This window comes from Microbacterium sp. zg.B48, assembly GCF_024623505.1.
In the GTDB taxonomy this organism is placed as follows: domain Bacteria; phylum Actinomycetota; class Actinomycetes; order Actinomycetales; family Microbacteriaceae; genus Microbacterium.
This window is the reverse complement of the sequence record NZ_JANJFE010000002.1, coordinates 279,999-302,205: the sequence shown is the minus strand read 5'-3', so window position 1 is coordinate 302,205 and position 22,207 is coordinate 279,999. Positions and strand designations below refer to the sequence as shown.

Annotated in this window: 19 protein-coding genes; 17 read left to right on the top strand and 2 right to left on the bottom strand. The window is 68.8% G+C overall.

Annotated elements, in window-relative coordinates:
* The first annotated feature begins 46 nt into the window (after positions 1 to 46).
* Together NQ152_RS01485 and NQ152_RS01480 are read left to right on the top strand one after the other, a co-directional pair.
* On the top strand, positions 47 to 1,726 hold the full coding sequence (locus NQ152_RS01485; protein WP_257522760.1) for a cell wall metabolism sensor histidine kinase WalK: 1,680 nt from the start codon (positions 47 to 49) through the stop codon (positions 1,724 to 1,726).
* On the top strand, positions 1,723 to 2,907 hold the full coding sequence (locus tag NQ152_RS01480) for a hypothetical protein (RefSeq protein WP_257502476.1): 1,185 nt from the start codon (positions 1,723 to 1,725) through the stop codon (positions 2,905 to 2,907). Before NQ152_RS01485 ends, NQ152_RS01480 begins: the two co-directional genes overlap by 4 nt.
* Before the next feature lie 3 nt (positions 2,908 to 2,910).
* Here NQ152_RS01480 and NQ152_RS01475 read toward each other — a convergent pair whose 3' ends face one another.
* Positions 2,911 to 3,657, bottom strand: coding sequence for a response regulator transcription factor (locus tag NQ152_RS01475; protein ID WP_257502477.1), 747 nt, complete (start codon positions 3,655 to 3,657; stop codon positions 2,911 to 2,913).
* Between the two features lie 384 nt (positions 3,658 to 4,041).
* Between NQ152_RS01475 and coaE the strand changes: the two genes are divergently transcribed.
* The 3 genes from coaE to uvrB are packed head-to-tail and all read left to right on the top strand — an operon-like array spanning position 4,042 to position 7,474.
* Positions 4,042 to 4,653: a dephospho-CoA kinase gene (gene coaE / locus NQ152_RS01470; protein WP_257502478.1), complete on the top strand. Its 612-nt coding sequence runs from the start codon at positions 4,042 to 4,044 to the stop codon at positions 4,651 to 4,653.
* Between the two features lie 29 nt (positions 4,654 to 4,682).
* On the top strand, positions 4,683 to 5,345 hold the full coding sequence (locus NQ152_RS01465) for a hypothetical protein (RefSeq protein ID WP_257522759.1): 663 nt from the start codon (positions 4,683 to 4,685) through the stop codon (positions 5,343 to 5,345).
* A 47-nt stretch (positions 5,346 to 5,392) separates the two neighbouring features.
* Entirely contained in the window at positions 5,393 to 7,474 is a 2,082-nt protein-coding gene (gene uvrB / locus NQ152_RS01460; RefSeq protein WP_257502480.1) for an excinuclease ABC subunit UvrB, read from the top strand.
* A gap of 13 nt (positions 7,475 to 7,487) precedes the next feature.
* Here the strand turns inward: uvrB and NQ152_RS01455 are convergent, their stop codons facing one another.
* Complete coding sequence (locus NQ152_RS01455; protein WP_257502481.1) at positions 7,488 to 7,724, bottom strand: hypothetical protein; 237 nt, start codon at positions 7,722 to 7,724, stop codon at positions 7,488 to 7,490.
* 41 nt (positions 7,725 to 7,765) lie between these two features.
* On the opposite strand from NQ152_RS01455, the gene NQ152_RS01450 reads away from it, so the two are divergent.
* From NQ152_RS01450 to NQ152_RS01395, 12 genes are all read left to right on the top strand, one after another.
* A complete protein-coding gene (locus NQ152_RS01450) occupies positions 7,766 to 8,209 on the top strand; it encodes a MarR family winged helix-turn-helix transcriptional regulator (RefSeq protein WP_257522758.1) in 444 nt (147 codons plus the stop codon).
* Between the two features lie 165 nt (positions 8,210 to 8,374).
* Entirely contained in the window at positions 8,375 to 10,792 is a 2,418-nt protein-coding gene (locus NQ152_RS01445; protein WP_257522757.1) for a 5'-nucleotidase C-terminal domain-containing protein, read from the top strand.
* Positions 10,793 to 10,866: 74 nt separating this feature from the next.
* Positions 10,867 to 13,764 carry an excinuclease ABC subunit UvrA gene (uvrA, locus tag NQ152_RS01440; RefSeq protein ID WP_257502484.1) on the top strand — a complete coding sequence of 966 codons (2,898 nt, stop codon included), beginning with the start codon at positions 10,867 to 10,869 and terminating at the stop codon, positions 13,762 to 13,764.
* 2 nt (positions 13,765 to 13,766) lie between these two features.
* Positions 13,767 to 15,647, top strand: a complete 1,881-nt coding sequence (gene uvrC / locus NQ152_RS01435; RefSeq protein WP_257522756.1) for an excinuclease ABC subunit UvrC — start codon at positions 13,767 to 13,769, stop codon at positions 15,645 to 15,647.
* A 24-nt stretch (positions 15,648 to 15,671) separates the two neighbouring features.
* Positions 15,672 to 16,583: an RNase adapter RapZ gene (gene rapZ, locus NQ152_RS01430; RefSeq protein WP_257502486.1), complete on the top strand. Its 912-nt coding sequence runs from the start codon at positions 15,672 to 15,674 to the stop codon at positions 16,581 to 16,583.
* A gap of 68 nt (positions 16,584 to 16,651) precedes the next feature.
* The gene (gene whiA, locus NQ152_RS01425; protein ID WP_257502487.1) at positions 16,652 to 17,629 is read left to right on the top strand and encodes a DNA-binding protein WhiA; all 978 of its coding nucleotides are present in this window, start codon (positions 16,652 to 16,654) and stop codon (positions 17,627 to 17,629) included.
* A gap of 89 nt (positions 17,630 to 17,718) precedes the next feature.
* Positions 17,719 to 18,345, top strand: a complete 627-nt coding sequence (locus NQ152_RS01420; protein ID WP_257502488.1) for a superoxide dismutase — start codon at positions 17,719 to 17,721, stop codon at positions 18,343 to 18,345.
* Between the two features lie 100 nt (positions 18,346 to 18,445).
* A complete protein-coding gene (gene gap / locus NQ152_RS01415; RefSeq protein ID WP_257502489.1) occupies positions 18,446 to 19,456 on the top strand; it encodes a type I glyceraldehyde-3-phosphate dehydrogenase in 1,011 nt (336 codons plus the stop codon).
* A gap of 6 nt (positions 19,457 to 19,462) precedes the next feature.
* Positions 19,463 to 20,677: a phosphoglycerate kinase gene (pgk, locus tag NQ152_RS01410; protein ID WP_257522755.1), complete on the top strand. Its 1,215-nt coding sequence runs from the start codon at positions 19,463 to 19,465 to the stop codon at positions 20,675 to 20,677.
* Between the two features lie 14 nt (positions 20,678 to 20,691).
* Positions 20,692 to 21,489 (top strand): triose-phosphate isomerase, encoded by a 798-nt coding sequence (gene tpiA / locus NQ152_RS01405; protein ID WP_257522754.1) that lies wholly within the window; start codon positions 20,692 to 20,694, stop codon positions 21,487 to 21,489.
* A 58-nt stretch (positions 21,490 to 21,547) separates the two neighbouring features.
* Positions 21,548 to 21,796 (top strand): preprotein translocase subunit SecG, encoded by a 249-nt coding sequence (secG, locus tag NQ152_RS01400; RefSeq protein WP_257502492.1) that lies wholly within the window; start codon positions 21,548 to 21,550, stop codon positions 21,794 to 21,796.
* Complete coding sequence (locus NQ152_RS01395) at positions 21,796 to 22,152, top strand: RNA polymerase-binding protein RbpA (protein ID WP_257502493.1); 357 nt, start codon at positions 21,796 to 21,798, stop codon at positions 22,150 to 22,152. The genes secG and NQ152_RS01395 overlap by 1 nt, the downstream gene beginning before the upstream one ends.
* Positions 22,153 to 22,207: the final 55 nt, after the last annotated feature.

Sequence of the window (22,207 nt, the reverse complement as noted above, 5' to 3'; positions counted from 1 at the left end):
GCCGTTTCCGGGGCGCAGGGGCGGCGGCATCCGTTACCGTCGCGGTATGGCCGTTGCAACCCAGACCGTCCCGGAGGAGTCGGTGCCCCATCCGCGCGCCCGCCGCTTGACGTGGCTGCAGGAGGACTTCGTCGACCGCACCCGTGCCCGGGCTGCGACGCTGAACCAGCTCCTGCTGGGGTCGGTCGTCTTCGCGCTCGCCTTCATGATCGCGTTCGGGCCGTTCGCAGGCGATGTGGTGCTGTTCTTCACCGGGGTGGTCGTCATCGCCGTCGTCACCGGTGCGACGCTGGTGATCCCGTGGAACCGAGTGGCCCCCGGCTGGGTGGCACTGGTGCCGGCCGTGGACATCGTCGCCATCACGCTGATCCAGGTGTCGGCTCCGGGATCCGCGCTCGGACTGCTCTGGATCTTTCCGACCACGTGGCTGGCAGCCGGGTTCGGACTGTTCGGGCTGATCGCGGTGGTCGTGGCAGGGGTCGGCATCGCCGCGCTGCTGACGGCCCTGAACCAGCACTTCACGTATGCGACGCTGCTGCTGCCGCTGGTGCTGATCGCGGTGGCCACCACCAGCCACCTGTCCGCACGCCGCTCGGATGCCCAGCGGATGCTGCTGGCCAAGCAGTCGCACCTGCTGCGGCGGCTGCTGGAGCGCACCCGCCGACAAGAGCAGGAGCTGACGGAGGTGCTGGATGCCGTCGACTTCGGCGTGATCCGCATCGCGCCGGACGGCCAGGTCGCCGTGACGAACGAGGCACACGGCCGACTGCAGCAGATCGTCCTTCCGGTGGAGGACGCCGCCGGCGATGTCCCCGCGTTCCGCGACGACGGGCGCACCGCCCTGCCGCGGGAGGAGCTGCCGCTCGAGCGCGCGCTGCGCGGCGAGGCGTTCGACGGCCAGATCGTGTGGTTCGGCGGGGAGCCGGGGCCGCGGCAGGCGCTCAGCATCACCGCACGCCGCCTGACCGATTCGTCCGGGCAGGATGCCGGAGCCGTCCTGGTCTCGCGCGACGTGACCGCGGAGCTGAACGCACTGCGGGCCAGGGAGGACCTGGTCGCCTCGGTCTCGCACGAGCTGCGCACCCCGCTGACCTCGATACTGGGCTACCTGGACCTCGCCATCGAGGATCCGGAGCTTCCCGACCGCGTGCGGTCGAACCTGGACATCGCCGAGCGCAACGCGGAACGCCTGCTGCGGATCATCGCCGACATCCTGGCGGCCTCGAGCACGTCCACGTCGGTCGCGGCGTCCCTCTCGCCCGTGCCCACGGACGCGCGCGACATCGTCCGGGCGTCGGCGGAGGCGCTGGCCCCGCGCGCGGCAGGCAGATCGATCACCATCGACACGAGCGGCCTGGAGGAGGCCATCCTCTGGGCCGATCCGCTGCGCATCCGCCAGGTCGTGGACAATCTCCTCTCCAACGCGATCACCTACAACCGCGAGGGCGGGACGGTCTTCCTCGGCACCACCGGCGACGGGGTCTCCAGCTGGATCCTGGTCCGCGACACGGGCACCGGCCTGACCGAGTCCGAGCGCGCCCGCCTGTTCCAGCGCTTCTACAAGGCTGGACCGTCGCGGCGTGCGGGCACCGGGCTGGGTCTTGCGATCAGCAGGGACATCGTGCGCGCGCACGGCGGCGAGCTCGGCCTGCACAGCGCGCCCGGCGTCGGTACGACCTTCATCGTCAAACTCCCCGCAACAGCCCCGGAAGGGACCCCCGCATGAACCTCGCCCTCGACCTCGCCAGCGTGCTGGTGATGAGCGCGCTGGTGGTCAACGTCAGCGGCCTCCTCTTCATCGTCGGCACGCTGCTGCGTCGCGATGAAGGCGCCGGGCGCCTCTGGGCCCTCGGCTTCCTCGCCGCGATGCTCACGACGCTGGCGTACCTCATCTGGGCTCGGTCTCCGGAGGCCTGGTGGGCCGTGGCCGTCGGGAACGGCGCCTTCGTGGCCGGCACCGGCTGCATGTGGCTCGGATGCCGTCGCTTCAACGATCACCGCACCGACTGGCCCGCGGTCGTGGTGGCCGCCACCAGCGTGGCCGCGGCCGGCTCGGTCTACGTGGCCGGCCCGGACGGAGGCGATTGGGCCGGGGCGCTGTGGATGTTCATCCCGCTGATGGTGCTCGCCGGCGCCGCGTCGTGGGAGTGCGTGCGCGGGGAACTGGGCTCCTCGCGCACCGCCTGGGCGCTGTCGGCGGTGTTCGGCGTCCAGTCGCTGTTCTTCCTCGGCAGGACGATCGTCTACTTCACATCCGGAGTGGACAGCGACCTGTTCCAGAATGCGTTCGGCACGGTGGCGGCCAGCTTCGTCACGGTGACCCTTTCCATCGTCGCGGTCGTCGCCACCTCCGTCCTGCGCGCCCCCCGCGCGCCGATGCGCGCTCACCTCCGCCCCCCCGGGTTCGGCACCCGTGACGGCATTCTGGCGCAGGACGTGTTCCTCGGCGCGCTGGAGGACCTCGCCGAGCGGGCTGGCCACCGGTCGGAACTGATCGGGGTCATCGCGGTGCGCATCGACGACCTCGAGCAGATCTCCACGGCCTTCGGCAGCGATGTGGCCCGCACCGTGACCGAGACCTGGCGCGCCGGTGTGCGCCGCCACGCGCCCTCGAACGCCTTCGTCGCCGAGGACGGGCCGGGTGGACTTCTGGTCGGAGGCCTGATGGAATCCCCCCGGGAAGCGCGCCGTCAAGCCGGGGCCATCTACCGCGGGCTGTTCGATGATCTGGGCGCCGTCGGCGCCGACGGCGCCCTGGGCGCGGTGATACCGGTCGTCGGGGTGGGCGTCGCGCTGAGCGACACGACCGGCTACGACCCGCAGGCGCTGTCCGCCGTCGCGCGCGGCGCGGCGCGGCGCGCCGCGACCAGCGTGGACACCTCGATCCTCGTCGGCGAGGCCGAGTAGGGCTCAGGCCGTCAGGCGGTAGCCGACTCCGCGGACCGTCTCGATCCAGCGGGGACTCGCCGGCGACTCGCCGAGCTTGCGACGCAGGTTCGCCACGTGCACCTCGATCGCGCGCGCATCGCTGTCGCTGAAGAACTCGGTGCCGGTGACCTGCTCGCCGCGCAGCATCGTGGCCAGGTCGGACTTGGCGCGCACGCGACGGCCGGAGCGCAGAAGCTCCGCGAGAATGTCGAACTCGCTGCGGGTGAGGTCCAGGCCTGTCCCCTCGAGCGTCACCACGCGGGTCTGCGGGTTCAGCCGCACGCCCTGGTGCTCCAGCCAGCCCACCGGGGAGGCGTCCACGTTGTCGGGGGCGGGGGAGGATCCGGTCGCGAGGTGGTGTCGCGGCCGCCGCAGCATCGCGTCGATCCGCGCCCGCAACTCACGGGGGCGGAACGGTTTGGCCACGTAGTCGTCCGCACCGGCTTCCAAGCCCTGCAGCGCATCGATCTCCTCGGTGCGCGCGCTGAGCATGACGATGTAGGTGGTGCTGATCGCGCGGATCCGCTTCGCCGTCTCGAAGCCGTCCATGCCGGGCATGTTGACGTCCAGGGTCGTCACCAGCGGCGAGTGCGTGCGGACCAGCGTCAGACCCTCCTCGCCGGTGGCACCCGCGTGAACGGCGAACCCTGCCTGCGACAGGACGGCAGACAGCAGCGACCGGATGTCTTCTTCATCCTCGATCACCACCGCGACGCGTGCTTCGTCCACCTTCGCACCCTCCGGCGCGGACGACTCGATGGCCGGCGCCTGAACGTCGGTAATGATATCCCAGAAGGCGGCCTGAAACTTCCTGTCCGGGTCGCTCATCACGGCGCCAGAGGAACGGTGTGGGATGGCGATCGCCCCCACGATCGCCATCCCGCCGTACCGAAACCAGATCCTGCACGTCGCAGCTGCGCTGCGTGACGCGGACGGACGGCGCGAGATCCAGGCGTCGCACGATCGCGTCCGCCTGTCATCGCATATCCTCCCCCAGAGGCCGTCCCAGGATCTGCTTCCTTCGGGTGCAACCGACGATACGCGGCCGGACTCAATTCCGGCTCAGGAGCTCCTCAGGACTCCCCAAAGTTCTGAGCATGGCATCCTCGATGCATGCCACTCGTCGCCCTCACCGGAGGCATCGCGTCCGGAAAGTCCACCATCGCACGGCACCTCGCCCAGCACGGAGCCGTGGTCGTGGACGCCGACCTGGTCGTGCGCAGCGTCCAAGAGCCCGGTTCCCCGGTGCTCGCGGCCATCTCCGGCGAGTTCGGCGAGGTGATGCTGCGCCCCGACGGCTCGCTCGACCGCGCTGCGCTGGGCGCGCGCGTCTTCGGCGACCCCGCCGCCGTCTCGCGGCTGAACGCGATCGTGCACCCCGCCGTGCGGGTCGAGTCGCAGCGGCAGTTCGCGGCCGCGTTCGCGGCCGACCCCGACGCAGTCGTCGTCTATGACGTGCCGCTGCTGGCCGAAGCGCGCCTGGGCGACCCGTGGGACCTGATCGTCGTGGCGCATGCGCCGGCCGACGTGCGCCGACGTCGCCTGGTGGAGCTGCGAGGGCTGTCCGAGCAGGAGGCCGCGGCCCGCATCGCATCGCAGGTCTCCGACCGGGAGCGGTTGGCGATCGCCGACGTCGTGATCGACACCGCCGGATCGCTCGAAGACACCGTGCGCCAGACCGACGAGCTCTGGATGAGGCTGTCTCAGCAGACCTCTCGCGAGTAGCCTCGAACCCGCAGCAACGGAGGTGCGCCATGGGCATTCTGTCGAGGTTCCGCAGACGCAGGAGCCCCTACACGGCGGTCAGCGAGGAAGAGCAGATCTCGCGCTACGTGTACCTGCTGAACACCCTTCCCGCGAGCGTCATCGAAAGCGCCCATGCCTCCGCGTTCGCCGACGTGCCGGTGGCACGTCGGCGCGAGATGTTCGAGCAGCTGCGCCCCTTCATGTCGGCGGCCGAGCAGAACGCTTCGCCGGAGGACCCCTCGATCCTGGCGAAGCTGGTCAGACGAGCCGAGGAACGGCGCATGGGCCACGCGGCACCCGGCGGCGCACCGGATGCCGCAGCCGAGGACGCGGTCAGGGCCAGGACCGCGGTCGCCGATCGCAGGGAGTACGTCGACCCGCGTGAAGTGATGATGCAGACCGGTGTCATGGCCCTGGTCGCGTACCAGTTCGTCGGGGCGACGTCGGTGATGACGTACTTCACAGTCGGCGCCGGTTCGCTGATCCTCGGCGACCAGCCCGGCTGGCTGGGTGAGATGGTCAGTCCCGGCGCGGGGGGAATCGACGCAGCCGGGCACGGCGGATTCGACGGCGGCGGATACGGCGGCGGCTACGACGGCGGCGGCTACTCCGGCGGCTTCGACGCCGGAGGGTTCGGCGGCGGCTTCGACGGGGGCGGCGGCTTCGGCTGACGGCGAACGTCCGCCGTGATGTCCGAGGACGCGTTTAGCCTGGACTGATGCAGACGACACGATCCGTGCGGCCATTCGAGGTCGTCAGCGAATACGTCCCCTCGGGGGATCAGCCGCAGGCGATCGCCGAACTGACAGCCCGTATCAACGCGGGTGAGACGGACGTGGTGCTGCTCGGTGCCACCGGAACGGGCAAGTCGGCGACCACGGCCTGGCTCATCGAACAGGTGCAGCGACCCACCCTGGTGCTGGCGCACAACAAGACCCTCGCGGCCCAGCTGGCCAATGAGTTCCGCGACCTCATGCCCAACAACGCGGTGGAGTACTTCGTTTCGTACTACGACTACTACCAGCCCGAGGCGTACGTGCCGCAGACGGACACCTTCATCGAGAAGGACTCCTCGGTCAACGCCGAAGTCGAACGCCTGCGTCACTCGACCACGAACTCCCTGCTGAGCCGCCGGGACGTCGTGGTGGTCTCCACCGTCTCGTGCATCTACGGCCTCGGCGCGCCCGAGGAGTATCTGCGTGCGATGGTCGCGCTGCAGGTGGGGGAGCAATACGACCGCGACGCCCTGATCCGCAAGTTCATCGCGATGCAGTACAACCGCAACGACGTCGACTTCTCCCGCGGCAACTTCCGTGTCCGCGGCGACACGATCGAGATCATCCCGGTGTACGAGGAGTATGCGATCCGCATCGAGCTCTTCGGCGACGAGATCGAAGCGCTGTACATGCTGCACCCGCTGACCGGCGACGTCGTGCAGAAGCTGGACTCCGTGCCGATCTTCCCGGCCTCGCACTATGTCGCCGGCACCGACACCGTGCAACGGGCGATCGGCACCATCGAAGCGGAGCTGGCCATCCGTCTGAAGGAGCTGGAGTCGCAGGGCAAGCTCCTCGAGGCGCAGCGCCTGCGCATGCGCACCACATTCGACCTCGAGATGCTCCAGCAGCTCGGATTCTGCTCCGGCATCGAGAACTACTCGCGCCATCTCGACGGACGCGCACCCGGCGAGGCGCCGCATTGCCTGCTGGACTTCTTCCCCGAGGACTTCCTCGTCGTGATCGACGAATCGCACGCCACCGTCCCGCAGATCGGGGCCATGTACGAAGGCGACGCCTCGCGCAAGCGCACGCTCGTCGAACACGGGTTCCGCCTGCCCAGTGCGATGGACAACCGGCCGCTGCGCTGGGACGAGTTCAAGAATCGCGTCGGTCAGACCGTGTACCTGTCGGCGACACCGGGCCGGTACGAGATGGGCATCGCCGACGGCGTGGTCGAGCAGATCATCCGCCCGACCGGGCTGGTCGATCCGCAGATCGTGGTCAAGCCGTCCAAGGGCCAGATCGACGATCTGCTCGAGGAGATCCGCGTGCGGGCCGAACGCGATGAGCGGGTGCTGGTCACGACGCTGACCAAGAAGATGGCCGAGGAGCTTACCGACTTCCTCAGCGAGCACGGAGTCCGGGTCCGCTATCTGCACTCCGACGTCGACACGCTGCGCCGCGTGGAGCTGCTGACCGAGCTGCGCGCCGGGGTGTACGACGTGCTGGTCGGGATCAATCTGCTCCGCGAGGGGCTGGACCTGCCGGAGGTCTCCCTCGTGGCGATCCTGGATGCCGACAAAGAGGGATTCCTCCGTTCCGGCACCTCGCTGATCCAGACCATCGGCCGGGCAGCTCGAAACGTCTCCGGCGAGGTGCACATGTACGCCGACACCATCACCGACTCGATGAAGGCCGCCATCGGAGAGACCGATCGGCGCCGCGAGAAGCAGGTCGCGTACAACCTCGAGCACGGCATCGATCCCACACCGCTGCGAAAGCGGATCGCCGACATCACCGAGGTGCTGGCCCGGGAGGGCGCCGACACCGCCGACATGCTCTCTCGGCGGCACGCCGCGATGTCCAAGTCCGGCAAGGGCAAGTCCCCGACGCCGCGCCTGCGCCGAGAGGGGATCGCCGCGGAGGGCGCCGATCAGCTCGAGGCCACGATCGCGGATCTGTCCAACCAGATGCTGGTCGCCGCCGGCGAACTGAAGTTCGAACTGGCGGCGCGTCTGCGCGACGAGGTGCAGGACATGAAGAAGGAGCTGCGCGCCATGGAGCGCGCCGGGCACGCGTGAGCGCGCCCGGCGGTCACGGGCAGTGCATCAGCGGCTTGGGACCGGATCGGTCGAACGTGTGGGCCGTCATCGGGTGACCGCACAGGGGGCACGCCCGGTCGGCCCGCTCGGCCACTGAGGGCGGCGGCGTCGTCTCGTACGGACCGACGGCTGCCGGGCCGGCCAGGCGGATGAGGTTCGTGTTGAACCACGCGTACCAGCCGCCGGCTTGGCGGACCCGCTGCCGGAGGGGCATCCTGTCGTCACTCATGTGATTAGTGTACTAACTATTCGTGTCGATATGATTCCCTCATGACCGAGAACATCCTGGCGCTGGAGAACCAGCTCTGCTTCGCCATCGTCACGGCCGCCCGCAACGTGGTGGCCCTGTATCGGCCGGTTCTCGAGCCGCTCGGGCTGACACACCCGCAGTATCTCGTCCTGCTGGCGCTGTGGGAGAAATCCCCGCGCTCGCTCGGCGAGCTGGCGGGGGAGCTGGCGATGGAACCGGCGACGCTGTCCCCGCTCATCAAGCGGCTGGAATCCCAAGGGCGGGTCACCCGCACCCGGCGCAGCGACGACGAGCGGGTCCTCGACATCGCCCTCACCCGGCAGGGCGAGGCGCTGCGCGAGGACGCGCTGCGGGTGCCACACCAGATCATGGCACGCGTGGGGATGGACGCCGCCGAGATCTCCGGCATCCGCGAGGCGCTGGTGCGTTTCGCCGGCCGCGCGCCCGTCGCATCGGAACGCTGAGCGACCGCGAGCGGCCGGTTGCGGACGCAACGGTGAACTGTCGCCGAGCCCATTGGCAAGTCGCGGATCGGCTTCTAGGCTTTTTCGAGGTGCAGCGTGGCACCGACAACGCGCGCAGCCCCGGCGGTAATCGTCCCCCCATCGATCCGACCTCAGAGGATGTCCATGCGATCCCGGTCACAGTCCCTCTCCCGCACCGGCCGACGGCTCTCCGTCGCAGCTGCAGCCACGATCCTCGCGCTTGGCGCCGGTGCCCTCACCACCCCGGCAGCCCATGCCGCACCCATTGTCGTTCAGATCCTCGCCACCAACGACTTCCACGGTCGGATCCTCAACAACACGACCAACGGCGAAGCCGGAGCAGCGGTGCTGGCCGGTGCCGTCACGCAGCTGCGCGCGGAGAACCCGAACACCGTCTTCGCCGCGGCGGGTGACCTGATCGGCGCCTCCACGTTCGAATCCTTCATCCAGAGCGACAAACCGACGATCGACGCCCTCAACGGAGCGGGCCTGGACGTGTCGGCGGTGGGCAATCATGAACTGGATCAGGGCTACGCCGATCTGGTCGAGCGCGTGATGGCGCCCTACGACCCGACCACGAACCCCTACGGCGGCGCCGAGTGGGAGTACATCGCGGCGAACCTGAGGGTCAGATCCACCGGCGAACCGGCGGTCCCCCCCACGTGGATCCAGGAATTCGGCGACGTGTCGGTGGGCTTCGTCGGTGCCGTCACCGAGGAGCTGCGGGCTCTGGTCAGCCCCGGGGGAATCGCCGACATCGACGTCCTGCCGATCATCGAGTCCGTCAACACCGAAGCCGCGGCACTCGTCGCCGGCGGCGCGGACCTCGTCGTCATGCTGGTGCACGAGGGCGCCCCGACGACGGACTGCGCGACCATGGACGACACCGGCCCATGGGCCGACATCGTCAACAACGTCTCGGCCGACGTGGACGCGATCGTATCCGGCCACACCCACCTCGCGTACGACTGCTCGTTCCCGGTCGCGCAGTGGGCGAGCGAAGGACGTGCCGTCACGGACCGCCCGGTCGTCTCCGCCGGGCAGTATGGCACCAACCTCAACCAGCTCCAGTTCACCGTCGACGGCGCGACCGGTGCGGTCTCGGCGGTGTCCCAGGCGCTGCTGAAGCTGGAGGATCCGGTCGAGTCGCCGCGCTACCCGGCCGACACGGCCGTCGCAGGAATCGTGTCGCGGGCCGCGACGGAAGCCGACGCCCTGGGCGCGGTGGAGCTGGGCACGATCGGCGGACCCTTCAACCGTGCACAGGTGCTCAACGCGGAGGGCGCGCGCATCGAGAACCGCGGCGGCGAATCCACGCTGGGAAATCTGGTCGCGGAGGTGCAGCAGTGGGCGACCGAGGCGCCGGAGTCCGGTGCCTCCCAGATCGCGTTCATGAACCCGGGTGGCCTGCGCGCCGACATGACCGGAGTGGACCCCGGCGACGGATCGTATCCGCGGGTCGTCACCGTCCGTCAGGCGGCGGCGGTGCAATCCTTCGCGAACACCCTGGTCAACCTGCAGCTGACCGGGGCGCAGATCAAATCCGTGCTCGAGCAGCAGTGGCAGCGGGACGCCTTCAACAAGCTGCCCACGCGGCCCTTCCTGCGCTTGGGGGTGTCGGAGGGCTTCGAGTACACCTACACGCAGCAGACCGTGTCCGAGCAGGAGCTGGACAACCCGACCACTCCGGAGGACGAATCGCTGCGCGCCCCCTATTCGGCTCCGCAGGGCACCGTGACCGGAATGTGGCTGCACGGCGAGCCGATCGACCTGACCGCGAGCTACTCCGTGACGGTCAATTCCTTCCTCTCCACCGGCGGCGACAACTTCCGCGAGTTCGCGAACGGCACCGGCAAGAGGGATACGGGCAAGGTCGACCTGGCGGCGATGGTGGACTACATGGGCGCCTTCGCCGCATCGACGCCGCTTCCCGTCGACTACGCGCAGCACGCCGTGGAGGTCGCGTTCCCGCAGGACGCGCCGACTGCCTACGAGCTCGGATCCACGGTGGCCTTCGACGTCCGGTCGTGGTCGATGACCCATGCGACCGACGTGCGCGACTCCGAGCTGATCGTCTCCCTCGCCGACCGGGTGCTGGGCACGTTCCCCGTGGACTCGACGCTCGGCACGGCACCGTACGACGACTACGGGACGGCCTCGGTCGCTGTCGAGCTGCCGGCGGACGCCCCGGTCGGCGCGATCGCGCTGACCCTGACCGGCGCGGCGACCGGCACGTCGATCGAGGTTGCGCTCACCACGGTCGACCGTGCCGGCAGCATCACCATCGGCATCCCGAACAAGCTGTACGCGAAGCAGAACGCGGCCATCCAGTATCGGGTGCTGGTGCTCGCGGAGGGCGCGACACCGGTGACCGGGGAGGTCACGATCCGCGACGGCAGCGAGGTGATCGCCACGGCCACCCTCACCGCCGAGGACCACGGGACCGTCAAGGTGACGCTCCCGGCCCTCGGCAGGGGCGTGCACGCGCTGTCTGCGTCGTATGCCGGCAGCGACACGGTCAAGCCGTCCACCAGCGGAACCGTTCCGGTGATCATCCGGTAGCGGCGCATCTGGCAACAGCCCGTGAAGGCGGGGTCTCCGGCGCTGGTGTCGGAGGCCCCGCCTAGACTTGTGTGGTGCCCATCGTCCCTGTCGCCGCGCCCGGAAACTCCAGTGGAAAGCTGAGTGTTCGCGGTGCCCGCGTTCACAATCTCAAGAACGTGGACCTCGACATTCCACGCGATTCCCTCGTGGTGTTCACCGGGCTCAGCGGGTCGGGCAAGTCCAGCCTCGCGTTCGACACGATCTTCGCCGAAGGCCAGCGCCGCTACGTCGAATCGCTCAGCGCGTACGCACGTCAGTTCCTCGGGCAGGTGGACCGGCCCGATGTCGACTTCATCGAGGGACTGAGTCCCGCTGTCTCGATCGATCAGAAGTCGACCAACCGCAACCCGCGTTCGACGGTCGGCACGATCACCGAGATCCATGACTACATGCGCCTGCTCTGGGCGCGCATCGGCGTACCGCACTGTCCGGTGTGCGGTGAGGTCATCCAGCGTCAGACGGTGCAGCAGATCGCCGATCAGCTCGTGGAGCTGCCCGAGAAGACCCGCTACCAGATCGTCGCGCCGGTCGTGTCGCAGAAGAAGGGCGAGTTCGTCGACCTGTTCAAGGAGCTCTCGGCCAAGGGCTACGCGCGTGCGGTCGTCGACGGCGAGCTCATCCAGCTGGCCGAGCCGCCGGTGCTGAAGAAGAGCTACAAGCACGACATCGCCGTCGTCGTGGACCGGCTGGTCGCCGGCCCCGACATCCTCAGCCGGGTCACCGACTCGGTGGAGACGGCGCTGGGTCTGGCCGGCGGCATCATGCAGGTCAACTTCGTGGACGAGGAGGGCGATGCCGCGTGGCAGTCGTTCTCGGAGAAGCTCGCGTGCCCCAACGGGCACCCGCTGCAGCTGACCGAGATCGAGCCGCGCACCTTCTCGTTCAACGCGCCCTTCGGCGCCTGCCCGACGTGCTCCGGGCTCGGCACGCGCATGTCGGTCGACGTGGACCTCATGCTCGGCGACGACGAGCTGTCGATCCGCGAAGGCGTGATCATCCCGTGGACCACCCAGGGCAAGGGTCTGTTCCAGTACTACGAACGGCTGCTGGAGGGTCTGGCCGCGGATCTGAACTTCTCGCTGGACACCCCCTGGCGCGACCTGCGGCTCGACGTGCAGGAGGCGGTCCTGCGGGGCGAGAACTACAAGGTCACCGTCAAGTGGAAGAACCGGTACGGGCGTGAGATGCGCTACTCGTCCGGGTTCGAGGGCGTGGTGCCGTACATCGAGCGTCAGTACGTGCAGGCCGATTCGGACTCGCAACGCCAGCGCTGGTCCGAGTACCTGCGCGAAGTGCCGTGCCTGTCCTGCAACGGCGACCGGCTCAAGCCCGAGGTCCTGGCCGTTCTCGTGCACGGGCACTCCATCGCGGATGCCTCGCGCCTGAGCCTCGGCGATGCGCAGGAGTACTTCGAGCAGCTGAAGCTCACCGACCGCGAGGCCAAGATCGCCGCGCAGGTGCTGCGGGAGATCCGCGCGCGCCTGAACTTCCTGCTGCAGGTCGGCCTGAACTATCTCAGCCTGAGCCGGTCGGCCGGCTCGCTCTCCGGCGGCGAGGCTCAGCGGATCCGCCTGGCGACGCAGATCGGCTCCGGACTGACCGGTGTGCTGTACGTCCTGGACGAGCCCTCGATCGGTCTGCACCAGCGCGATAACCGGCGGCTGATCGAGACGCTGCTGACTCTGCGCGACCTGGGCAACACGCTGATCGTCGTCGAGCACGACGAGGAGACCATCCACGCCGCCGACTGGGTGGTGGACATCGGCCCGCGGGCCGGCGTCGACGGCGGTCACGTCGTGCACTCGGGGCCGCTCGCCGACATGCTGAACGATCCTCGGTCCATCACCGGCGACTACCTGGCCGGCCGGCGATCCATCCCCACGCCGACCAAGCGCCGTCGCATCGACAAGAAGCGCATGGTGACGGTCGTCGGGGCGCGTGAGAACAACCTCCGCAACGTGACGGTCGATTTCCCGCTCGGCGTGATGACCGCCGTGACCGGCGTCAGCGGCTCGGGCAAGTCGTCGCTGGTGAACGGCATCCTGTACGAAGTGCTGGCCAGTCGCCTGAACGGTGCACGTCGCATCGCGGGCAAGCACACCCGGGTCACCGGCCTGGACAATCTCGACAAGGTCGTGCACGTCGACCAGGCGCCGATCGGCCGGACGCCCCGCTCGAACCCGGCGACCTATACGGGTGTGTTCGACCGGATCCGGACGCTGTTCAGCGAGACCCCGGAGGCGAAGGTGCGCGGCTACCAGCCGGGCCGCTTCAGCTTCAACGTCAAGGGCGGGCGCTGCGAGGCGTGCTCGGGCGACGGCACGATCAAGATCGAGATGAACTTCCTCCCCGACGTGTACGTGGACTGCGAGGTCTGCCACGGCAAGCGGTACAACCGCGACACGCTCTCGGTCCACTACAAGGGCAAGAACATCGCCGAGGTGCTCGAGATGCCGATCGAGGAGGCCGCCGGCTTCTTCGAGCCGATTCAGGCCATCCACCGGTACCTGAAGACCCTGGTCGACGTGGGGCTGGGCTATGTCCGCCTGGGGCAGTCGGCGACGACGCTCAGCGGTGGCGAGGCGCAGCGCGTCAAGCTCGCCACCGAGCTCCAGCGTCGCAGCAACGGGCGCAGCGTGTATGTGCTGGACGAGCCGACCACGGGCCTGCACTTCGAGGACGTGCAGCGTCTGCTCGAGGTGCTCAACGGTCTGGTCGACAAGGGCAACACGGTGATCGTGATCGAGCACAACCTGGACGTCATCAAATCCTCGGACTGGGTCATCGACCTGGGGCCGGAGGGTGGATCCGGCGGCGGCCAGGTCGTCGCAACCGGCACGCCCGAGCAGGTGGCGCAGGCGGAAGGCAGCTTCACGGGCGCCTTCCTGGCGGAGGTGCTCGGCATCACCGCGGTGCGCAAGGCCGGGTGAGCATGCCCGCATCCCGGCCCACCGTCGCGTACAAGCCGCGACCGGGCGAGATCCCCACGAACCCGGGTGTCTACCGATTCCGGGATGCCGCGGGCCGGGTCCTCTACGTCGGCAAGGCGAAGAACCTGCGTGCGCGCCTGTCGAACTACTTCGCGCCGCTGCGCACGCTGCATGAGCGCACGCGCCGGATGGTCACCAGCGCGGCGTCGGTCGAGTGGACCGTCGTGGACAGCGACGTGGACGCGCTGCAACTGGAGTACATGTGGATCAAGGAGTTCGATCCGCCGTTCAACGTCCGCTACCGCGACGACAAGTCCTACCCGTTCATGGCGATCACGCTGGCCGACGAGGCGCCGCGCGTGATCGTCACGCGCAATCGCCGCATCAAGGGCGCCAAGTACTTCGGCCCGTACCCGAAGGTGTGGGCGGTGCACGACACCATCGATCTGATGATCAAGGTCTTCCCGATCCGCACCTGCAGCGACGCGTCCTACAAGAAGGCGATGTCCAGCGGCCGCCCGTGCTTCCCGGGGCAGATCGGGCGATGCGGCGGCCCGTGTTCGATGAAGGTCACGATCGAGGAGCACCGGGCGATCGTCGAGGACTTCATCGCGTTCATGGCCGGCGGCGACCAGCGGTTCGCCAAGGAGCTGAACGCGCGCATGCGCGAGGCGTCCGCGGCGATGGACTACGAGGCCGCCGCGGTCTACCGCGACCGTCTCGCCGCGATCGACGCCGTGCTGTCCAAGAGCGCCCTGGTCCTGTCCGCGGACACCGACGCGGACCTGTTCGGCATCGCGGAGGACGAGCTGCACGCTGCGGTGCAGCAGTTCGTGATCCGCGGCGGCCGCGTGCGCGGGGTGCGGGCCACGACGGTCGAGAAGGAACTGGACATCTCCGGTGGAGAGCTGGTCGACCAGGTGCTGCAGCGGGCCTACGGCGATGCCGCACCCGCAGACATCCCGCGTCAGGTGCTCGTCCCCTCGCTCCCGGATGGCGCCGGCGAACTCGAGGCGTGGCTGCGCGAACGCCGCGGCAAGCGGGTCTCCATCCTCGTAGCCCAGCGTGGGCGCAAGGCCGACCTGCTCAAGACCGCGACTCTGAACGCCCAGCAGGCGCTGATGATCCACAAGACCAGGCGCACGAGCGACTACGTCGCCCGCACCCAGGCGCTCAGCGACCTGCAGGAGGCACTCGGCCTGGCCGAGGCACCCCTGCGCATCGAGTGCTTCGATGTCTCGCACCTGAGCGGAACCAACGTGGTCGCGTCGATGGTCGTCTTCGAGGATGGGCTGCCGCGCAAGGACCAGTACCGCTCGTTCGGCGTCCCGGAGACCACCGACGACACCGATTCGCTCTACCAGGTGCTCACGCGCCGACTGGCCTACCTGGACCGGCCCGAGGAGCAGGCAGACGCGGACGAGGGCGGGCGGCGGCGACCGCGCTTCGCCTATCCGCCGCAGCTTCTCGTCGTGGACGGAGGAAAGCCTCAGGTCGAGGCCGCCGCCCGCGCACTGGCCGACGCCGGCCACGAGGAGATCGCCCTGTGCGGCATCGCGAAGAGGCTCGAAGAGGTCTGGATGCCGGGGGAGGACTACCCCGTGATCCTGCCGCGCACGAGCGAGGCGCTGTACCTGCTGCAGCGCCTTCGCGATGAGGCGCACCGCTTCGCGATCACGCACCAGCGCAGACGTCGCCGTCGCGACATCCAGAGCGTGCTGGCCGAGGTCCCCGGACTGGGCGAGGCGCGGATCAAGGCGCTGCTGCGGCACTTCGGCTCGGTGGCCGCGTTGAAGCGCGCGACACCGGAGGAGATCATGGAGCTGCCCGGCGTGGGGCCGAAGCTGGCGGCGGCGATCCATGCCCATCTCACAAGTGAGTAGGCTGAAGACGACGACGGGGGTGGGATGACCAACGCTGAGACCGGTGCTCTGGATGCCCCCGCCGAGGAGCACCGCCCGCCCGGTGAGGTGCTCATCGTCACCGGGATGTCCGGCGCAGGCCGTTCCACCGCCGCTGATGCCCTCGAGGACCTCGGCTGGTACGTGGTCGACAATCTGCCCCCGCAGATGCTGCGCCCGCTGCTGGAGCTGACCGAGCTCGCCGCCGGCGCGCTGCCGCGCGTCGCGGTGGTCGTCGACGTGCGCGGCCGCGATCTGTTCGTCGCGCTGCCGGAGATCACCCGGGCGCTGCGGGACGGGCGCCCGGTGCGGGTGATGTTCCTGGACGCCTCCGACGACGTGCTGGTCCGCCGATTCGAGGCGGTCCGCCGGCCGCACCCGCTGCAGGGTGACGGCACGGTCCTGGACGGCATCCGGCTGGAGCGCGACCGCCTCGCTGCCGTTCGCGAGAGCGCCGACGTGATCATCGACACCTCCGGGTTCAACATCCACCAACTGGCCACACAGGTCATCGATCTGTTCTCCGCGGAGGGCGCCGCGCGCCACTCCGTGACGATCATGAGCTTCGGATTCAAATACGGGATGCCGCCGGACGCCGATCTGGTCGCCGACATGCGCTTCCTGCCGAACCCGTTCTGGAACGACGACCTGCGCGCGCTGACCGGAGAGAGCGATGAAGTCCGGGACTTCGTGCTCACCCAGGAGGGTGCGGCCGAGTTCATCGACGCGTACACCGCGGCCCTGCAGCCGGTCCTGGCTGGGTACCAGCGGGAGAACAAGGGCCATTCCGTGATCGCCGTCGGCTGCACCGGCGGAAAGCACCGATCCGTCGCGGTGGCCAAGGAACTGGCCGCGCGGCTGTCCAGCGTGCCCGGCGTCGCGGTGCGGGTGAAGCACCGCGACCTGGGTCGTGAGTGAGCGGGGTCGCGAGTAGGCTTGACCCTCGTTCCAAACCCCCATCCGCATCATTGCCTGCGAGGAGATCCGTGTCGCTGACCGCTGACGTGAAGGCCGAACTGACGGCTGTGCGCGATCCGAGTCCCACGGCTCGAGTGGCCGAGCTGACCTCTCTCCTTCGCTTCTCCGGCGGGCTGCACTCGATCGCGAACCGGGTGGCCGTCGAGGCGGAGCTGGACTCGGACGTGCTCGCGCGGCGCGTCGCCCGCGACCTCGTCGAGCTGTACGGAGTACGACCCGAGCTGGTGCACGTGCAGGGGTCGGGCGCCCGCAACGGCAGCCACTACGCGGTGCGCGTGATCGACGGCGGCGAGACGCTTGCCCGTCAGACCGGCCTGCTGGACCAGCGCCGCCGTCCCGTGCGCGGACTGCCCAACAAGCTGACCACCGGATCGCGGTCGGACCTGGCCGCGATCTGGCGCGGCGCCTTTCTGGCAGCGGGGACACTGAGCGAACCGGGTCGTTCGGCCGCGCTGGAGATCACGTGCCCCGCGCCCGAGGCCGCGATGGCGCTCGTCGGCGCGGCACACCGTCTCGGCATCCCCGCGAAGGCTCGCGAAGTGCGCGGCGTGCCGCGCGTCGTGGTCCGTGAGGGTGAGGCGATCCGCGTCGCCCTGGCGCAGATGGGCGCCAGCCGCGCGTCCAGCGACTGGGACCAGATGCGTCAGCGCCGGGAGGTGCGGGCAGGCGTGAACCGGCTGGTCAACTTCGACGACGCGAACCTGCGCCGGTCCGCCCAGGCAGCGGTGGCCGCGTGCGCACGGGTCGAGCGCGCGCTGGAGATCCTCGGCGACGAAGTCCCCGAGCACCTGCGCGAGGCGGGGGAGCTGCGCCTGGCCCATCGCGACGCCAGCCTGGACGAACTGGGCCACCACGCCGACCCCCCGCTGACCAAGGACGCGGTCGCCGGACGGATCCGCCGCCTGCTGGCCATGGCGGACAAGAAGGCCGAGACCGACGGGATCCCCGACACCGAGGCGGCCGTTCCGGTAGGTGCCGAGGACTGAGCGCGCGGCGGTGCCGCGTTAGTAGGCTAGGGACGTCATTCCCGTTGCACCGAGAAGTATCGGGGCAGCGCCGATAGGAAGAAGAGAACATGGCGAACTACACGTTGCCCGACCTCCCCTACGACTACGCCGCTCTTGAGCCGCACATCAGTGCGACGATCATGCAGCTGCACCACGACAAGCATCATCAGGCGTACGTCACCGGCGCCAACACCGCACTCGAGCAGCTCGCCGAGGCCCGCCAGAGCGGCAACCTCGCGAACGTGAACAAGCTGCAGAAGGACCTCGCCTTCAACCTCGGCGGGCACACCAACCACTCCATCTTCTGGACCAACCTCTCCCCGGACGGCGGCGACAAGCCCACGGGTGAGCTCGAGGCGGCCATCGGCGACTTCTTCGGATCCTTCGACGCCTTCCAGGCGCAGTTCACGGCGGCCGCCCTCGGGGTCCAGGGATCAGGGTGGGCGGGCCTGTTCTGGGACTCGATCGGTCAGAACCTGATCATCCAGCAGTTCTTCGACCAGCAGGGTCAGATCGTGGCCGGCACCGTCCCGCTGCTGCTGCTGGATGTCTGGGAGCACGCCTACTACCTGGACTACAAGAACGTCCGTGCCGACTACGTGAAGGCGTTCTGGAACATCGCGAACTGGGCTGATGTCCAGTCCCGCTTCGCCGCAGCCCGCGAGAAGACCTCGGGCCTGCTGGTACTGTCATAGCGAATGGGCGTCCCGGCGGGGTACCCCCGCCGGGACGTCGCCGTCCCCCCACAACCGCATCAACGCGCTGTCGCGCACCACACATCTCAGGAGAATCTCCGTGGCTGTCAAGATCGGAATCAACGGCTTCGGCCGCATCGGACGCAACTACCTCCGCGCCGCACTCGCGCAGGGTGCCGACCTCGAAATCGTGGCGGTGAACGACCTCACCGACAACAAGACCCTCGCACACCTGCTGAAGTACGACTCCGTCAGTGGCCCCCTCGCCGAAGAGGTCTCCTACGACGAGGACTCGATCACGGTCGGCGGCAGGAAGATCAAGGTCTTCGAAGAGCGCGACCCGGCCAACCTCCCGTGGGGTGAGCTCGGCGTGGACATCGTCGTGGAGTCCACCGGCCGCTTCACCAAGGCCGAAGACGCGAAGAAGCACATCGCCGGCGGTGCCAAGAAGGTGCTGATCTCGGCACCGGCCACCGGCGACGACGTCACCATCGTGATGGGCGTGAACGAGGGCGAGTACGACCCCGCCGCGCACGCCATCATCTCCAATGCCTCGTGCACCACGAACTGCCTGGCGCCGCTCGCGCAGGTCTTCAACGACGCCTTCGGCATCGAGCGCGGGTTCATGATGACCGCGCATGCCTACACGGCCGACCAGAACCTGCAGGACGGCCCGCACAGCGACCTCCGCCGCGCGCGCGGTGCGGCGATCAACATCGTGCCCGCGTCGACCGGTGCGGCCAAGGCGATCGGACGGGTGCTGCCCGAGCTGAGCGGCAAGCTCAGCGGTTCGTCCTACCGCGTTCCGGTGCCCACCGGCTCGATCGTCGACCTGACGGTGGTCACGCCGACCGAGGGTCTCACCGTGGACCAGGTCAACGCCGCCTACCAGGCCGCCGCCGCCGAGGGACGTCTCGCCGGGTACCTGGAGTACACCGCGGACCCCATCGTCTCCAGCGACATCCAAGGCAACCCGCACTCGTCGATCTTCGACTCGGAGCTGACGAACGTCAGCGGCAACCTGGTCAAGGTCTCGGCGTGGTACGACAACGAGTGGGGCTACTCCAACCGTCTCGTCGACCTCACCGAGTACGTCGCCGAACGCCTCTAAGCGATCATGCCTCTGCGCACCCTCGACTCGCTGGGTTCGCTCGCCGGCAAGCGGGTCATCGTCCGCTGCGATCTCAACGTCCCCTTGAAGGACGGCGTGATCACGGACGATGGCCGCGTGCGGGCGTCGCTCCCCACTCTCAACGCGCTCATCCAGCAGGGTGCCCGCGTGGTGGTCTGCTCTCACCTCGGTCGTCCCGCCGGTGCCCCGGACGAGAAGTACAGTCTGGCCCCGGTCGCTCAGCGGCTGTCCGAGCTGCTCGGCTCGCCGGTCGCGTTCGCGCGGGACACGGTGGGGGAGTCGGCCTCTGACGCGGTGGCCGCGCTCGAAGACGGCGGCGTCGCGGTGATCGAGAACCTTCGATTCCACCCCGGTGAGACCTCCAAGGACGAGGCCGAGCGCCGCGCCTTCGCCGAGCAGCTCGCCCAGCTCGGCGACGTGCTCGTCTCCGACGGTTTCGGGGTCGTTCACCGCAAGCAGGCGAGCGTGTACGAGCTGGCGCAGATCCTGCCGTCCGCCGCCGGTCTGCTGATCGCCGCGGAGCTGGATGTCCTGGATCGCCTGACCGAGAACCCCGAGCGTCCGTACACCGTCGTGCTCGGCGGCTCCAAGGTCAGCGACAAGCTGGGCGTGATCTCGCACCTGCTTCCGCGGGTGGATCGGCTGCTGGTCGGCGGGGGGATGCTGTTCACCTTCCTCGCCGCCCAGGGTCACCGTGTCGGCGCGAGCCTGCTCGAAGCCGACCAGCTGGACACCGTGCGTCAGTACGTCAAGACCGCGGAGGAGACCGGGGTCGACATCGTCCTGCCCACCGACGTGGTCGTCGCGTCCAGTTTCAGCGCGGACGCCGAGCATGTGGTGACGGCGGCGGACCGGATCGAGGACACCCCGTTCGGCGCGTCCGGCCTCGGCCTGGACATCGGACCGGACACCGCGGCGCGCTTCGCCGAGGTCATCCGGGACAGCCGCACGGTGTTCTGGAACGGGCCGATGGGCGTCTTCGAGCTCGCACCGTTCGCGGCCGGCACGAAAGCGGTCGCTCAGGCCCTGACCGAAGTCCGCGGACTCAGCGTCGTGGGCGGCGGCGACTCGGCCGCAGCCGTGCGTCAGCTGGGCTTCCAGGACGATCAGTTCGGGCACATCTCGACGGGCGGCGGAGCAAGCCTGGAATTCCTCGAGGGCAAGAAGCTCCCCGGACTGGAGGTCCTCGGATGGCAGTAGACGATCCTGGTGCAATGGCTGCGACGCAGATCAGGCGCACCCCGTTCATCGCGGGCAACTGGAAGATGAATCTGGACCACCAGCAGGCGATCGCCTTCGTGCAGAAGCTGCACTGGTCTCTGAAAGAGGCAAAGCACGTCGAGGGCAGTGTCGAAGTGGGGATCTTCCCGCCGTTCACCGACCTGCGCACCGTTCAGACCCTGCTGGACGCGGACAAGATCGCATTCGCGCTGGGCGCGCAGGATCTGTCGACGAAGGACTCCGGTGCCTACACCGGCGAGGTGTCCGGAGCGTTCCTGGCCAAGCTGAACTGCGGATATGTCATCGTCGGGCACTCGGAGCGCCGCGAATACCACGATGAGTCCGATGAGGTCGTCGCGGCGAAGGTGCAGGCCGCGCTGCGCCACGGGCTGGTCCCGGTCATCTGCGTGGGCGAGACCTCCGAGGACCTGGAGAAGTTCGGCGCGAGCGCCGTTCCGGTCGGCCAGCTGGAGGTCGCGCTGGAAGGCGTGCCCGCGGATGCCGAGATCGTCGTGGCGTACGAGCCGGTCTGGGCCATCGGCTCCGGCCAGGCCGCCACCCCGGATCAGGCCCAGGAGGTCTGCGCGAAGCTGCGCGGCGTGATCTCCGCGAAGCTGGGGCCGGAAGCCGCGCAGCGGACCCGCGTCCTGTACGGCGGATCGGTGAAGTCGACGAACATCGCGAGTTTCATGCGCGAGCCGGACGTCGACGGCGCGCTGGTGGGCGGGGCTAGTCTGGTCGTGGACGAGTTCGCGGCCATCGTCCGCTATCAGAAACACGTCGGCGTCTGACCGCGCTTATACTGGGGAATCGTGCGCCCGTCTCGGGCGCGGTGAAAGGCTTAGATCTGTGCAGATCCTAGAGTTCGTCCTGCAGGTGCTCCTGGGCATCACCAGCCTGCTGCTGACACTTCTCATCCTGCTCCACAAAGGACGCGGTGGAGGGCTGTCGGACATGTTCGGCGGCGGCATGACATCGGCGCTGGGCTCCTCGGGTCTGGCCGAACGGAACCTGAACCGGTTCACGGTCGTCCTGGCGCTGGCCTGGTTCGTCGCGATCGTGGCCCTCGGTCTCCTGACGAAGTTCCAGAGCGTCTGATGGCCAGCGGAGGAAATGCGATCCGCGGCACCCGCGTCGGTGCGGGTCCCATGGGCGAGCAGGATCACGGATTCCACGCCGAGCGCATCGCCATCTCCTATTGGGACGCCCTCGGCAACGAGACCGTCCGCTACTTCGCGGCCGGGATTCCCGAAGAGGAGATCCCGGACACGATCGACTCCCCGCACTCCGGCCTCCCGGCCGGGCGCGACAAGGAGAACCCGCCGGCGCTGGCCAAATCCGAGCCGTACAAGACGCACCTCGCGTACGTGAAGGAACGTCGTACCGAGGAAGAGGCCGAAGCGCTCCTGGATGACGCCCTCAAGCAGCTGCGGGAGCGCCGCGGCCTGGAATAGATCCCCGCGGACGGGATCTCGATACGGCGCTGGCGCGCCTATTCGATCTTGACCC